The organism is Methanococcoides sp. LMO-2 (genome assembly GCF_038432375.1).
GTDB classification, from domain to species: Archaea; Halobacteriota; Methanosarcinia; order Methanosarcinales; family Methanosarcinaceae; genus Methanococcoides; species Methanococcoides cohabitans.
On record NZ_JBCAUS010000007.1, the window covers coordinates 299,118 to 313,722 of the forward strand.

Consider the following 14,605-nt stretch of genomic DNA (forward strand, 5'->3'; position numbering starts at 1 on the left):
ACTAATTAGTCTATTGTGATCGAAGCAAGATCACATCATAACTAAAATTTAATTGGTTTATCAAAAATCCCATTGGGTGATTTATCCAATGGGGGTAAGCAGATCATCAAAATATAATCTGAATCATATTATGGTCACACTATTGGAAAAATAGTGTACCACATCACACAATACAAACGTAGGGAGTTATCTAAAGACCAGGTTTCATTCATATATTATTGGAAATGGACCTACCGGCATCTTAGATCCAGCATCTATAGTTCCATAAATGTCAAACATTTAAAAAATAAATGCCGGAACGTTCACTAATATAGGCCACTGCATAGTTGCATGATAATATAGTTTCTTTGCCAGCCGTATAAGGGCTCGGGCCTGTGAATTATCCGGATAGTTGGTACGTTACTTGCCAGTTTGGACATAAAGGAACTTCCTTAAGGGGACGCTTGAGAACAAGCGATCATATGATAGGAGCACAGATTGTAGCCGTTAAGTCGTTCTTCCACTGATCTTTGAGATCCTGTATCTGTTTTGTGTTTAATTGATTCTGTTTTTGCTGTTCTGTTACGAATTCGAATAATGCCATAAAGGCAACATATCATAACAAACGGAGATTTACATATGCAAAATACTGATACAACTAAATATATCATTCATTCAAAGATCAATGCTGACGGGATAATCGAGCGCCCGGATATAGTAGGAGCGATCTTCGGCCAGACCGAGGGTCTGCTGGGATCAGACCTTGACCTTCGTGACCTGCAGAAAACAGGCCGTATCGGTCGTATTGAGGTCTCAGTCACTGCAAAGGGCGGTAAGACCAAAGGTAATATCTTCATACCATCAAGCCTTGACAGGGTCGAGACATCAATACTTGCTGCTTCCCTTGAGACCATCGACAGGGTGGGACCATGCACTGCAAAGATCGAGGTAACACAGGTCGAGGATGTGCGTGCAACCAAGAGGAAACAGATCATCGACCGTGCAAAGTACATACTTACCGACATGTTCGACGAGAACCTTCCTGAATCACAGGAGATCGCAGACGAGGTTCGCCAGTCAGTACGTATCGAGGAGATGCAGTACTATGGTAAGAACAAGATACCATGCGGTCCTAATGTTTTCGATTCCGATGCTATTGTAGTCGTAGAGGGCAGGGCAGATGTGCTTAACCTCCTGAGATACGGTATCAAGAACACTATCTGTGTTGGCGGTACCAACGTTCCTCCAGAGGTTGCCGAACTTACAAAGAAGAAGACTGTAACCGCATTCACCGATGGTGACCGCGGAGGAAAGCTCATCATCAAGGAGCTTTTGCAGGTCGCAGATATTGATTATGTTGCACGTGCACCAGATGGAAAGAGCGTGGAAGACCTTGTCCAGAGGGAGATCGTACGTTCTCTCAGGCAGAAGGTACCTGTGGAGCAGGTCCTTGACAGCTACAGCATAAAGGGAGAGAAGCCATCCAAGCAGGAAAAGCCGGCCAAGGCAGGAAGGATAGCCCGTCTGCCAAAACGTAAGGAAAGGGTCGTAGGCGAACTTTCAAGACCATCCGGCAGTGCCCAGAAGATAGAAAAGAAAGCTCCTCGTTCAGAGGCAGAGCCCAAACAGGAAAGAGAGGCCAAGCCTGTTAAACAGACAAGACAGGCCAAGCCTGCCAAACTGTCACCACAGGCCCGCAGGTTCAAGCCACATTCCGATGAACTTATCGGCACTCTTGGTGCCAGACTCCTGGATTCAAAGGATAAGGTAGTTGAAGAGACCGCAGTGCGCGATCTTGTGAATACCCTGAAAGAGACCGGCGATGACATTAAGAGCGTCGTCTTTGATGGCGTGGTCACACAGCGTATCCTTGACATTGCATCAGATAAAGGCATCGAGAACCTTATCGGTGTGAAGAAAGGGAATATCGCAAAAAGCCCGGCAGCTGTTAATGTACTGACAGCTTCAGATTTCTGATCTTCTTTAGGGGAGATTCCCCTTTTCTTTTTTTTCTGTTCTTTTTTTATTTTCCCCCCATTGTGCATTATTATTCATAAAAATTAAATCGAAAAAAGCTTATATTAGAACACAGAAAAGCACTTCCGCGAAAAACCGTTTTATTTGAGTCTTTAGTCTATAACATTGCAGCCTGTTACCAGACAGTGCTGTATCATGTAAAAAATGAAAATGGATAAAAACCATGCACAAAGATGAATTGATTCAATTGCATACATTGCTGGCTCAAATAAAGAGGCATCTGGAAACTCAGGACATTGATCATGATTTCACAGAATATCAATCGCTTGCCATAAGCCCTGTGCACATCCATCGAAGCAAGGCCGAACACAAACATGCTATATTCGTACTTGGTAATCACCTCGCTTCAATAATAGCCGAAGATGAGCTTTCAGGTATTGGCAGGACCTCCGCCAGAATGGAAGAATTTGCAAAACGTACCAGCAGGAACACTGCCGCAAAAAACAATTAAAATCTGTGGGGCATCCTGATTGCGCTATCAGGTATAACGGGTATCTTTAAGGATACGTCCGGTAAATTGCTGATCCGGTACAAAGGAGAAAGCTGCTTCTTCATAATGATGCCGTTCTCTCCGTCTGAATAGTATCCCTGTTCCACCCAGCACTCGATGAAGCCCAGATCACTATATAGCTTTCTTGCTATATTGTTGCTGACCCTGACCTCAAGGGTAGCAGATCTCAGTCCCTGCTGAAGGAAAACGTTCAGTATCGTCGCCATGAGCTGGCTTCCGATTTTCATTCCTTGATACTCTTTCTTAACCGCCAGTGAAAATATCCGTCCCTCGTTAACATCAGACTGATAGCCCATAACGAAACCCACTATCAGGTTGTTTATTGAGGCGACAAAGAACCCTTCATTGTTCATCTCATAGAAGTTCATATAGACAAAGGGATTGTGTTCTGTAAAAGCTTCCATTTCAATGTTCAGAACGCCTTCAAAATCACAGGGTTCGAACTTTCTGATGATCATCAGGGAATATAATGTCCTTTTTGTTAAAAAGAATATTGAAAAAAGAAGGTAAAATAAAAGTAAAAAAGGGCGTTAAAGTTCAATCCTTAACTTTATCAGCCTTTTTTATGTGCCGCAGGTCGACGGCTATACCTCTAGTGGAGGCGACCATTTCCTTTCCGCTCATCATGGCACGACCTACACCAATTGCTTTGCTACCGGTCACAAGCACTTCGTCCCCGGGTCTTATGTTCTCATCAGCTGCAATGACACCAGGTGCAAGCAATGATCCTCTGGGGAGGAAGTCATCGATGGTCACGGTGTAGCCTTCGAAACTGTCTGATTCAGCAAGCAGGCGGGTTCCATCGATGGTAAGTGCCAGTGTTCCGTATTGAGGAATAAGGGTGGCTATCTGTTTCTTATCGCTGAAGACCTGGTGCTTGGGGAATGGTGCCTTTATCTTTGACTTTTCAGGAACAAGCAACTTTCCTGCACCAGGGCCGAACTGGTAGTCCGCAATGGCGCGCATAAGGTCGCTTCTTGGCTTGTTCTGCCTGAACTCCCCGTTTGCAACGATGTCTGACAGTGTGTTCTTCAGGTTATCAAGGGATTCACGGGAGGATACATTGCCTGTGCTCGTGTAGATGATCTCAATTCCAAGTTCCTTTGAGACTATCTCACAGATCTCCCTGTAAGCTTCTTCCACATGGGCTATGATGTGTGAATATTTGTTCTTTGAAAGGTATTCAGAGAGACATGAGGATACCCACTTGATCTCTTCTGCATCCCAGTATCCGGTCACAACGGTATCATAATGGGCTGCCGGATATGTGATCTCTATCTCCCTTGGGACAATGCCAAGTGGGGATGTGATAATCACTTCGTGGACGTATCTGCGGTTCTTTCCGAGTGACCTTATGAACTTTGCATGGGAGTTGGAGATCGAATATGGTTTTTTGGCAGAGCAGGGCAGCAGGACAAGAATGTCGCTTTCCGGAGGCGTGTATCTTTCCTGCACCCTCCTGGCAAAACGGACAATCTCAGCTCTTGTCATTGATTCGGAAGTGGTTGCCAGCAACTGGTTGGAGCGGGCAAGGGGCGCATGTTCTTCCATGTAGTCATACTGGTCATCAGCAAGCCTCAGGAGAGCTGCAAGCCAGGGTTCTGTGCGGCACTGGCCTTCGACATATTCACGCAGGTTGCCTGAGCGTATCCTTTCCCTTGCAAGTGCTATCTCTGCCTCGAGCATGTTGCAGTTGTGTCTTGTTAATATGTCTGCACGTTCTGCTTTTGGCATTGCCTTGAGTTCTTCCAGCGTGATCGGGGCACAGGCATCACACCTGCATGGAAGTTCGGTCATGGAGTCTGTAAAGTAGTTTCCTGATGTGGTAAGATAAACATCATTGTAACCTGACACAATGGCGCGGGTGTTGTCCACGATATCGGCACCAAGGTAGATGAGCATGGCAGCATTTGCAGGGGTGCAGAGGTTCGGGACATAGAGGGCAGTATCAGGTGCCGCGTTCTCCCGTATTTCGATGATCCTTTCCAGGAACTTCCTTGCATTACCATCGAAGGCACCTGCACCTTCCATAACGTAAAGGTCAGCTTTCTTTACATCCTGGCCGTGTCGGTAGATGCGTCCCACAGGACCTTCGCATTCAACTTCGGTCTTCTTTGCGATCTTCTCCGCCACATCATCAGGCACATCGGGTGCCAGGTTCTGGTGTGGCAGGATGATGATGACGTCGTCGCCGGAAACTTCCCGTATCTTCTTTATGTTCTCCATGGCCTCTTCCGTGGAAAGCTCCCACATGGAACCGGCATCTGACACAGGGCCTTCCCGGTCTTTAAGTGATGCCGTATCAATTATGTATGGAGTCCTTACAGGTGTTGAAAGGAGAATTTTTCCAATACGGGCAGCACCATCCCGTTGTTCTACCTCAAAATATGATGTCATGTTTCCCTAATATGCTTAAGGTAGATGTAAATCTTTTCTACCGGACCTGCCTGAGATACCCAAACGTTTATTTCGAAAAAGGTTGAGGATATATCAATGCTCAAAGAACAGCTGGAAAGGATCGTAGGGGAGAATAATGTCTCAACAAGGTCCTCAGAGCTTTATTGTTATTCTTTTGATGCCTCCCAGGTAAAAGGGAAAGCTGATGCCGTTGTTCGTCCTCAGAACACTGGGCAGGTGGCAGATATTGTCAGGCTGGCGGCGGAACTTGGACTGCCTGTGATCGCAAGAGGTGCGGGTTCGGGCCTTTGCGGAGGAGCTGTTCCCGTCAATGGGGGCATTGTGCTCGATATGTTTTCCATGGACCGTATTGTTGACATCGATATTGATAATCTTCAGGTGACCGTGGAGCCGGGAGTAGTGCATGAGAAACTGAACCAGGCACTATCCCCCTATGGTTTCTTCTTCCCGCCGGACCCCGGAAGCACTGCCATGTGTACCATTGGCGGGCTCATGGCGAACAACGGAAGTGGCATGCGCTGCGTAAAATACGGGACCACAAGGAACTATGTGCTTGACCTTGAGGTGGTCATGGCAGACGGCAAAGTGGTTCGTACAGGTTCAAGAACGCTCAAGACCGCATCAGGATATGACCTGACAGACCTTATGATCGGTTCTGAAGGAACACTCGGAATAATCACCCAGGCGATTCTCAGGCTGCATCCGCTTCCCAGGGCACGAAGTGTGATCCTGGCTTCCTTTGAAACCACAACCCTTGCCGGCAGGGCAGTGGTGAAGATACTTTCAGCAGGGATCATTCCCTCTGCATGTGAGATCCTTGACAGCACTGCAATCGAGACCTTAAGAAGATATGATTCTAGTGTGGAGCTTCCTGATGCAGGAGCCATACTGCTGATAGAGGTGGACGGGATGGAGAATGCTGTGAAGGAAGAGGCTGAGACTGTGGGACAGGTATGTTCTGAACTGGCTTCTGAGATAAGGGTCGCTTCAACTGCAGATGAGAGTGCTCGTTTGTGGAAGGCTCGCAGGCTCGTGGGTGCTGCCATATCCAGGATCGATCCGAAACGCTCCCGTGTATATGTGGGAGAGGACATTGGGGTTCCTATCAAGGAGCTTCCCGGAATGCTTGAATACGTCCGCTCGCTTTCAGAGGAGTTCGCTATCCCGATAATGACATACGGGCACATCGGTGACGGTAACCTCCACACCGGCATGACCATGGATATGCTGGATGAGAAGGGAATGGAGACCGTCAATACTGTGGCTGACAGGATATACAGGCATGCCATCAAGCTTGGCGGTACGGTGAGTGCCGAACATGGCGTTGGAAAGGCACGCGAGAGTTACATGGAGCTGGAACACCCCACATCGATGGTCGTGATGAGGACGATCAAGAAGGCGCTTGATCCCCAGGGGATACTGAATCCGGGTAAAATGGGGCTGTGACCATGGAAGAAGAGCAGTTAAGGTCAATACTCAAATGTGTGCGTTGTGGAACGTGCCGCTCGGTCTGTCCGATATTTGAAGAGCTCGGCTGGGAATCATATAGTACCAGGGGCCGCATGATGATCGCAAAGGGGATCTCTGAGGGCATGGACCTTGATGAGAGCATAATTGATTGTATCAATACCTGTACCACCTGCGGTATCTGCGAAGAGATGTGCCCTGCAGGAGCAAGTCCACCCGACGTCTTTGAAAGGATACGGCATGATATTGTAGAAATGGGTAAGGAAACAAAGGCCCAGAAGGAACTACGCGAGAACACGCTTTCCACAGGTAACCCGATGAAGGAGAAGGGTTCCAGACTTGGCTGGCTCAGGGAGATGCGCGATATTCCTGATCATGCCGGGAATGTGTACTTTGTTGGTTGCCTTGGATATTATCGTTATCAAGAAACGGTTCTTAAGACCTATGACCTGATCAGCGGGCTTGATGTTACAGTACTTGCTGACGAGGTATGTTGCGGCTCCCCACTCCTGCGAACAGGGTCGGATGCAGGTGAGCTGATAGAACACAATGTCAGGCAGATGGAATCGGCAGGTGTACACACCATAATAGCAAGTTGTGCAGGCTGTTACAATGTCCTGAAAAATGAATATCCTGAAAGGTTCAGGGTTGTTCATATTACGGAATTTCTGGCGGAGAACCTGGACAAATTAGAGCTTAACAGGCTTGATGTTACTGCAACCTATCATGACCCCTGCCACCTTGGAAGGGCGAACAGGATATTTGATGCTCCGAGAGAGCTCATCTCTGCTGTCTGTGAGCTTAAGGAAATGAAGACCTCCAGAGAGAATGCAAGATGCTGTGGTGGTGGCGGAGGTGTCCGAAAAGGATACCCTGAGCTCTCAAGGGCACTAACTGAAAAAAGAGTCGAAGAGGTTCCTGAAGGCGTGGATTACATTGTAACGTGCTGCCCGCTATGTCGCACAAATATGGAACCATTCTCTAAGGTTCCGGTGATCGATCTTCTGGACCTTCTGGCAATGGCCGGAAAAGTGGACAAAGAGTAAAAAAAGGAAAAAATATTTGAAGCGGTAGCCTGAATCATCAGGCCTTATCTCTTATTCGATATGAGAACCAGTGGATTAATATTTTGCTTTATTCGCTTATATTTTCCCGTTCTCCTCATATACTGGCAACCGAACATGGATCTCAGTCCCACTATCTTTTCCTGAATCGATTCCCATTTCACCTTTGTGTGCATTTATGATCTTCTTACAGATGACCAATCCATAATCCCGGTTGGTGCAGCAGATGTTCTCTCCAGTGGAACCTTCGGGAAGGTCTGTACAGAACTGTGAAAGGATGTCGTTGGGGATCCCCGGGCCAGTGTCCTCTACAATGATATGCACGACCCCTTTGTCCTCAGAGGCTGACAGCGATACGTTTCCTCCTGCAGGAGTGAACTTTATGGCATTGTCAAGCAGGTGTGCCATAACGGATTCGATATATTTGTTGTTGCCTTTGACTATTGGCAATTTGGCAGGTATCTCTTTTTTGAACTTGATCTTTTTGTGCTCGATGTCTGTTTGCATGTCGCTGATAACGTTCTCCATGATATCCTTCAGGTCCATCAGGCTGAACGTGTACCTTATGGTCTCGTTCTGCATGTCGCTGACATAGAACAGGGATTCGATCAGATGACGAAGACGCTCCGAGTTGCGGACAACCGTTTTCATGGTCTTCTTCTGATGTTCGTTCAATTCACCCAGACGCTCATTGTAAAGAAGTTCGCTAAATCCTTTTATCGATATCAGAGGAGTCCTGAGTTCGTGGTTGATGTTTGCCAGGAACTCATCTTTCATCTTATGGGAGAGACGAAGTTTTTCATTTGCATCTGCGAGATCCTTTTCCGTGTTCATCCTTTCAGTATTGTCTTCTCCTGAACGGATTATTCCAATGGGTTCTCCTTCTTCATCCTTGAGGATCACATCATGCCAGAGGACAAGCCTTTTTTCTGTAGTTCCATCGCTGTTCCTTGTCAGTAGCGGAAGTTCCTGGTATTCAGGGGTTTCCAGTTTGCCTTCCAGTATCCGGAACAGTTCCTTTTCCTGTGTTTCTTTTGTATCTTCAGGGAAGAAATCTGTCAGGCTTTTTCCTATAAGTTCCTCTTTCTTCCATCCCAGAAGGTTACAGGTCTTGATATTGGCAAAGGTGATCCTGGCATCCCTGTCAAGGATCATTATGATAGAGCCGATAACGTCAAGGTACTGGCAGGCCTGGTTACGCTCTTTGATAACCTTGTCCTGCAGGCGCTTGATCTTCAGCAAAGCTCTCACACGGGTGGAGAGCTCAAGACCGTTTGCAGGCCTGTTAATGAAATCATCAGCTCCTTCTTCAAGGCTCTTTATTTTCTCAGCCCTCTCATCGGTACCGGTGACAATAACTATTGGGACACGTTTTGTCCTTTCGTCGCTCTTCAATGTCCTGCACATCTCATGAGCAGCAATATCTGCGATCTTGTTATCGAGCAGGATAAGGTCTGTTCCCTCATCAATGGCCTTTGCAAGCCCTTCCTTACCTGAATATGATCTGGAAACGTCATAGTCAGAGATAAGAACGGATCCCATGGTATCGATATCGGCATCCTCGTTGCCGATGAGGAGTATTCTTGACCTTTCTTTCTGGTTCATTGCTTTCTCCGTTGGAATGTGGCCGATCCTCAAAAGATAATGGGAACGAAATTTTGGAGTACGCTACACATTTACAATGTTTTAATTATCAGTAGCGTACTTTTACTATTTGCCTGTACTATCTGGTATTACCGATAAATCTTATGTTATAAAATCTTTCATCTTTTCCTGTGTAATGAGGGGCTCTTCCCTTTTCTTGGAATAAGGCAGTTCCATGAGTTTCCTATAAGATCCTCACGTCCTGCCTGTTTGAGGCCTTCGTATACAAGAGAGTGATTGCGAGGTTCACGGTAGTGCATCATTGCACGCTGTATGTTCTTTTCCCTTCTTGAGGTGGCAACATATACTTTTTCCCCTGTGAAGGGGTCAAGTCCTGTATGGAACATACAAGTGGCTGCTGTCATAGGTGTTGGTGTGAAGTCCTGCACCTGTTCGGTATACCTGTTCGTTTCCTTGATGTATTCCGCCAGCTCTATCATATCGTCCATGGTGCAGGCAGGGTGTCCCGACATAAGGAACGTTACGAGATACTGGTCCTTGTGAAGCTTTTTGTTGGTCTTGTCAAAGAGCTCGGCGAAATCCTCGAATACTTTCCTTCCGGGCTTTTTCATGCAGTCGGTGACCTCTTTTGAAAAATGCTCGGGAGCTATCTTCAGCTGGCCGCTGACGTGATGTTCACATAGCTCTTCCACATATTCAGGGTCAAGGAGGGCAAGGTCGTAGCGCACTCCATAGCTTACAAAGACGTTCTTTACTTCCGGGATCTCACGGAGGTGGCGCAGCATCTCTATGTTCTCCTTGTGGGAAGTGTCCATTGAGGGGCAGGGTTCAGGATACAGGCAGAGCTTGTCCTTGCATGCACCGCTCTTTTCCCATTTCTTGCATTTCATGGCGTACATGTTGGCACTTGGTCCACCGACACCTATTATATTGCCTTTGAAACCTCTGAGTTCCGTAAACAGGTGTGCTTCCCGAACAATGGAATCGATGCTGCGGCTTGTGATGGTACGTCCCTGATGCTGTGTTATGGCGCAGAAAGAGCAGCTTCCAAAGCAGCCCCTGTGAGTGGTAATGGAAAATTTGACGGTTTCCAGTGCAGGCACCCTTTCCCTGTAGGAGGGATGATCCTCTCTTGTGTAGGGCAGCTCATAGACATGGTCAAGTTCTTCCTGTGAAAGCTGTCTCATCGGGGGATTCTGTATTATCGTTGTTTTCGGATGGGGCTGTACCAGTGCGATACCCCTTACAGGGTCCTGCTGCTCATACATGAGCTTGAATGCATCTGCGTAGAGCTTTTTGTCTGATGAAACATCTTTGTAGGAGGGAAGTTCCACGTAAGGAAAAGTGCTGTCCGCATTTTCCTTCATTTCCTTCCACTTCTTCACTTCCAGCTTCCAGGCAGTGCCTGCGATATTCCTGATATCGGAGATGTCCTCGCCTGCGTCAAGCCTGCGTGCGATATCTGTGGTCTGCAGCTCCCCCATCCCGTAGACCAGCAGGTCCGCAGGCGCATCTGCAAGTATGGACTGTCTTACTTTGCCTGACCAGTAGTCATATTCTGCAAAGCGGCGAAGGGATGCCTCAATTCCTCCGATCACGATGGGCACTTCAGGGTAGGCTTCCTTGAGTCTGTTGGAGTAGACAACTGTTGCGCGGTTAGGACGCAGTCCGGTCTGGCCGCCCGGGGAGTACATATCCTTTGGCCTGGGTTTGAGTGCAGGGGTGTAATTGCTCACCATGGAATCGGTGTTCCCTGCAGTTACTGCAAAAAAGAGGCGTGGCCTGCCAAGTTTCATGAAGTCTTCTGTGTTGTCCCATTTTGGCTGGGCGATTATCCCGACCTTAAAGCCGGCATCTTCGAGGACACGACCTATAATGGTTGCACCAAAACCGGGGTGGTCTACGTATGCGTCCCCGGTGATAATGATAATATCGAGTTCGTCCCATCCGCGCCTTTTGCATTCCCTGCGGTCCATTGGCAGGAATTTTGATGCATCAGGGCCTTTTTGTTTCCGTTTTTTTCCTGACATGTTCTTTCCTGTTAGCGGAATGATCTTGACATCTGTAGTGACAGCCGTATCTGCCTGTTCGCGTCATCACTGGTTACCGGTCCGTGTCCGGGGTAGATGGTGATAACATCAAGTTCGGTGAGCTTTTCGATGGATGCCGAAAGGTCTTCCATTGAGCCTCCGGCAAAGTCGGTACGTCCGATCCCGCCGTTAGGGAACACGGTGTCACCTGAGAAAAGCCCTTTGGAATAAGGCTCGTAGAGGCTGATGCCACCAGGTGTGTGGCCCGGGGTGTGGATTACCTGCAGGGCTTCTACATCATCGATCTTTACGATGTCTCCGTCCTCGTAAAGAATATCTGGCTCAAAGTTCGGTGCCGGGGCTGAGAACAGCATGGATGCGCTTGTTTCTTCACTTTTCAAAGATGCGGCATCGTCCTTGTGTATGGCTATGGGTGCGTCACAGAGCTCAGCCACAGGTTTTGCAGCTGCACTATGGTCGAAATGGCCATGGGTGAGGATTATCAGTTCTATGTTGGCAGGGTCTGTTAACTCCTCAAGCTTTTCGATAAGCCTGTTCGTATCCATTCCGGGGTCGATGAGTATCTTTTCATTGATAAGGTATGAATTGGATGCATATGGGGAAGTGTTGATCCTCTGGACTTTCATTATGTGTCTCCTTTGATGTATTTGCCTTATTTATCTGTTTGATCTCTCTTAAAGGTCAAATACACTTCTTGTATTTTTAAGGGTTGCCTTTGCAACTTTGTCTTCTTCCATTCCCTGTGCTTCCGCGATCACCGGCAACGTGTCGCGGACAAATGCCGGTTCATTACGTCCTTTCCTTGGAGACAGGTAGGGGCTGTCGGTCTCGATCAGTATCCTGTCCAGCGGGACGTTTTCAGCTATGGACCTGTGGTGTTCCGAAAAACATACGATGGTTGGAATTGAGATGTAGTATCCGGCATCTGTTATCATGGCAGCGGTATCCACGGAGCCGCCGTAGCAGTGGAAGATGACCTTGTCGAGGTTCCGGACCATGGCAAAACAATCTTCTTCGGCCTCCCTTCCATGGATGACAAGGGGCTTGTCGTAGCTTTCTGCTATTTCAATAACCTTTTGGAAGTACTCTTTCTGGTGTTCCCTCTCCCTGTCCTCTTTATAATAGTGGTAATCAAGACCTGCTTCACCAATGCCAACACTCTCCGCAGCGTGCTGTTCAAGCTGGAGAAGAATCTCGTCGGCAACCTCATTACCGTAATGGGAAACAACAAGCGGGCTAAGGCCTATTGTAGGATGAATAAAATCGTATTGTTTTGCAAGTGCGAGTGTTGAGGTGTTGGTCTTCAGGTCGATACCTGAATTGACCATTTCAACAACACCCGAATTGCGTGCTCTTTCAATTACTTCATCACGGTCACGGTTGAATTTTGGAAAATCCAGGTGACAGTGCGAATCGATGACCTCTTGCATGCCCCTTATGTTTTAAGGAGCATGTTAATAGCTGTTACGAGCGCTTCCACCGAGGCCAGTACAATATCTGCGTTCGCAGCACGGGCAGTGACTATTCTGCCGTTCTTGTCCTGTACGCCGATGACTACCTCTGCCAATGCATCTGCACCGCCGGTCACAGCTTCTATCCTGAAGTCATGTATGCTTACGCTTGATGCGTGCTTTCCGATGAGGGTCTCAACGGCCTTCAGGGCTGCATCCACAGGTCCGACACCGACGTCGGATGTGATGCGCTCGGTTCCGTTGACCATAGCCTTTACAACAGCAGTGGATGTGGTGATGTTTCCTGTCATCACACTGACCTCCTTTAGGTCGATGACCGGCATTCCTTCCGGTTTGCCAAGGATGTCGAATGCTATTGCATAGAGGTCTGCATCGGTTATGCGTTTGCCTTTGTCTGCAAGCACTTTTACCTTATTGATGATCGCATCGAGCTGTTCATCACTAGGATTGATGTTGGCAGATTGGAGTGATCTGAGAACTGCATGTCTGCCTGCATGTTTTCCAAGTACTATTCTTCGTGTGTGGCCAACCATTTCCGGTGTCATGATGCCTGGTTCGAAGGTATCGGAGTTCTCAAGTACGCCGTGTGTGTGTATGCCTGATTCATGGGCAAAGGCGTTCTCTCCGACGACCGGCATGTGTGGCGGGATGGCAACTCCTGTGTAACGTTCTACCATGCGTGCGGTCTCGACGATGTATTCTGTGTTAATGTTCGTCTTTGCACCATAGATAGAATGGAGGCTCATCACTGTTTCCGCAAGATCGGCATTCCCTGCACGCTCTCCGAGCCCGTTGACCGTTACCTGAGCCTGGCTTGCACCGGCTTCTATGGCCATGAGGCTGTTTGCTACGGCAAGTCCGAAGTCATTGTGGCAGTGAGTGTCGATAGGGATGTTGATGTCTTTATCCAGTTCACTTATGAGGCGGTACATGCCTGAAGGAGCGATCACTCCTACGGTATCAGGGACGTTGATGATGTCACACCCTGCATCCTCCACTGCTTTGTAGACCTCGACCAGATAGTCAATATCCGTTCGTGTCGCATCCATTGCGGAGAACATGCAGCGCATACCGTGGTCCTTGATATACTCTACGGCATTGGTCGCCATTTCAATGACTTCTTCACGGCTCTTTTTGATGGTGTGTATCCTCTGGATATCAGATGTGGAAACGAAGGTGTGTATCATTCCTACGTCTGCCTGGATACAGGCATCAAGGTCCTTTGTGAGGACACGAGCAAGTCCGCATACCTCAGAAGTAAGGCCTGCGGTTGCAATATTGCGCACGGATTCCATGTCGCCTGCAGAGGCTATAGGGAATCCTGCCTCGATAGTATCCACTCCAAGCTTTGCAAGCTGGTGAGCAATCTCTATCTTTTGCTCAGGAGTTAGGGATACACCGGGGGTTTGTTCGCCGTCACGAAGTGTTGTGTCAAAAATGCTTATCTTTCGGTCTTGAATCGGTTTATCGCCGTAAAAAGCGATCCCTCAGTTGTGTAGTTGTATCCATAATGATCGTATAAACTACATGATTAATGGTATAAATAGGAAATGGTGTTTATCAAATTCTCAGGTTTTACTCTGTATTTTCGCTTTGTATTATAGTGTGGTATTGTCCTGATCCTAATCTTAGATCATTGCACTCTGGGAAGTGTCACGGCAAGGTGGGGCGCAGGAAGGTGAGTCAGGGCAATTATGGTGGCCAGTTCTTAGTATATGGTGCCTTTCCCAGAAATTATATTTTGGGGCATTAGATGTCGATTTTGGTAGTTTCATCAGATTTTGTGAAACATGTGGATCTGTATGATGTTCTAAAAAAATTCAATCTCGTTTTTGGGTACCTGAGTCGATTTTTTGCTTCACATATATACCCATGTCACACATTATCACACAACGTATAAATACTAGGCTGATATTGTAGGGGTGCTCACAATGAGCCGGTAGGTGTCGATTCTGATACTGTCGGATTGTGAGTTCGAAAAACGTTGTACATTCATCATGT

11 protein-coding genes are annotated in these 14,605 nt (G+C 47.6%); 4 read left to right on the top strand and 7 right to left on the bottom strand.

Going from position 1 to position 14,605, the window contains the following annotated elements; genetic code table 11:
* The first annotated feature begins 618 nt into the window (after nucleotides 1-618).
* Together dnaG and WOA13_RS11435 are read left to right on the top strand one after the other, a co-directional pair.
* Nucleotides 619-1,956, top strand: a complete 1,338-nt coding sequence (gene dnaG / locus WOA13_RS11430) for a DNA primase DnaG (protein WP_342128020.1) — start codon at nucleotides 619-621, stop codon at nucleotides 1,954-1,956.
* Between the two features lie 223 nt (nucleotides 1,957-2,179).
* The gene (locus tag WOA13_RS11435) at nucleotides 2,180-2,467 is read left to right on the top strand and encodes a UPF0058 family protein (protein WP_342128021.1); all 288 of its coding nucleotides are present in this window, start codon (nucleotides 2,180-2,182) and stop codon (nucleotides 2,465-2,467) included.
* Here WOA13_RS11435 and rimI read toward each other — a convergent pair.
* Nucleotides 2,464-2,985: a ribosomal protein S18-alanine N-acetyltransferase gene (rimI, locus tag WOA13_RS11440; protein ID WP_342128022.1), complete on the bottom strand. Its 522-nt coding sequence runs from the start codon at nucleotides 2,983-2,985 to the stop codon at nucleotides 2,464-2,466. The genes WOA13_RS11435 and rimI overlap by 4 nt on opposite strands.
* A 79-nt stretch (nucleotides 2,986-3,064) precedes the next feature.
* On the bottom strand, nucleotides 3,065-4,924 hold the full coding sequence (gene arcS / locus WOA13_RS11445) for an archaeosine synthase subunit alpha (protein WP_342128023.1): 1,860 nt from the start codon (nucleotides 4,922-4,924) through the stop codon (nucleotides 3,065-3,067).
* 96 nt (nucleotides 4,925-5,020) lie between these two features.
* Here arcS and WOA13_RS11450 point away from each other — a divergent pair, with 96 nt between their 5' ends.
* Together WOA13_RS11450 and WOA13_RS11455 are read left to right on the top strand one after the other, a co-directional pair.
* Entirely contained in the window at nucleotides 5,021-6,391 is a 1,371-nt protein-coding gene (locus tag WOA13_RS11450; RefSeq protein ID WP_342128024.1) for an FAD-binding oxidoreductase, read from the top strand.
* A gap of 2 nt (nucleotides 6,392-6,393) precedes the next feature.
* Nucleotides 6,394-7,458: a (Fe-S)-binding protein gene (locus WOA13_RS11455; RefSeq protein ID WP_342128025.1), complete on the top strand. Its 1,065-nt coding sequence runs from the start codon at nucleotides 6,394-6,396 to the stop codon at nucleotides 7,456-7,458.
* A 96-nt stretch (nucleotides 7,459-7,554) separates the two neighbouring features.
* Here the strand turns inward: WOA13_RS11455 and WOA13_RS11460 are convergent, their stop codons facing one another.
* From WOA13_RS11460 to WOA13_RS11480, 5 genes are all read right to left on the bottom strand, one after another.
* A complete protein-coding gene (locus WOA13_RS11460) occupies nucleotides 7,555-9,081 on the bottom strand; it encodes a sensor histidine kinase (protein ID WP_342128026.1) in 1,527 nt (508 codons plus the stop codon).
* A gap of 158 nt (nucleotides 9,082-9,239) precedes the next feature.
* On the bottom strand, nucleotides 9,240-11,111 hold the full coding sequence (locus WOA13_RS11465) for a YgiQ family radical SAM protein (RefSeq protein WP_419095424.1): 1,872 nt from the start codon (nucleotides 11,109-11,111) through the stop codon (nucleotides 9,240-9,242).
* Between the two features lie 11 nt (nucleotides 11,112-11,122).
* On the bottom strand, nucleotides 11,123-11,758 hold the full coding sequence (locus WOA13_RS11470; RefSeq protein WP_342128027.1) for an MBL fold metallo-hydrolase: 636 nt from the start codon (nucleotides 11,756-11,758) through the stop codon (nucleotides 11,123-11,125).
* Between the two features lie 48 nt (nucleotides 11,759-11,806).
* Entirely contained in the window at nucleotides 11,807-12,562 is a 756-nt protein-coding gene (locus WOA13_RS11475) for a TatD family hydrolase (protein WP_342128028.1), read from the bottom strand.
* A 5-nt stretch (nucleotides 12,563-12,567) separates the two neighbouring features.
* Nucleotides 12,568-14,064 (bottom strand): 2-isopropylmalate synthase, encoded by a 1,497-nt coding sequence (locus tag WOA13_RS11480; protein WP_342128039.1) that lies wholly within the window; start codon nucleotides 14,062-14,064, stop codon nucleotides 12,568-12,570.
* Between the last annotated feature and the right edge of the window lie 541 nt (nucleotides 14,065-14,605).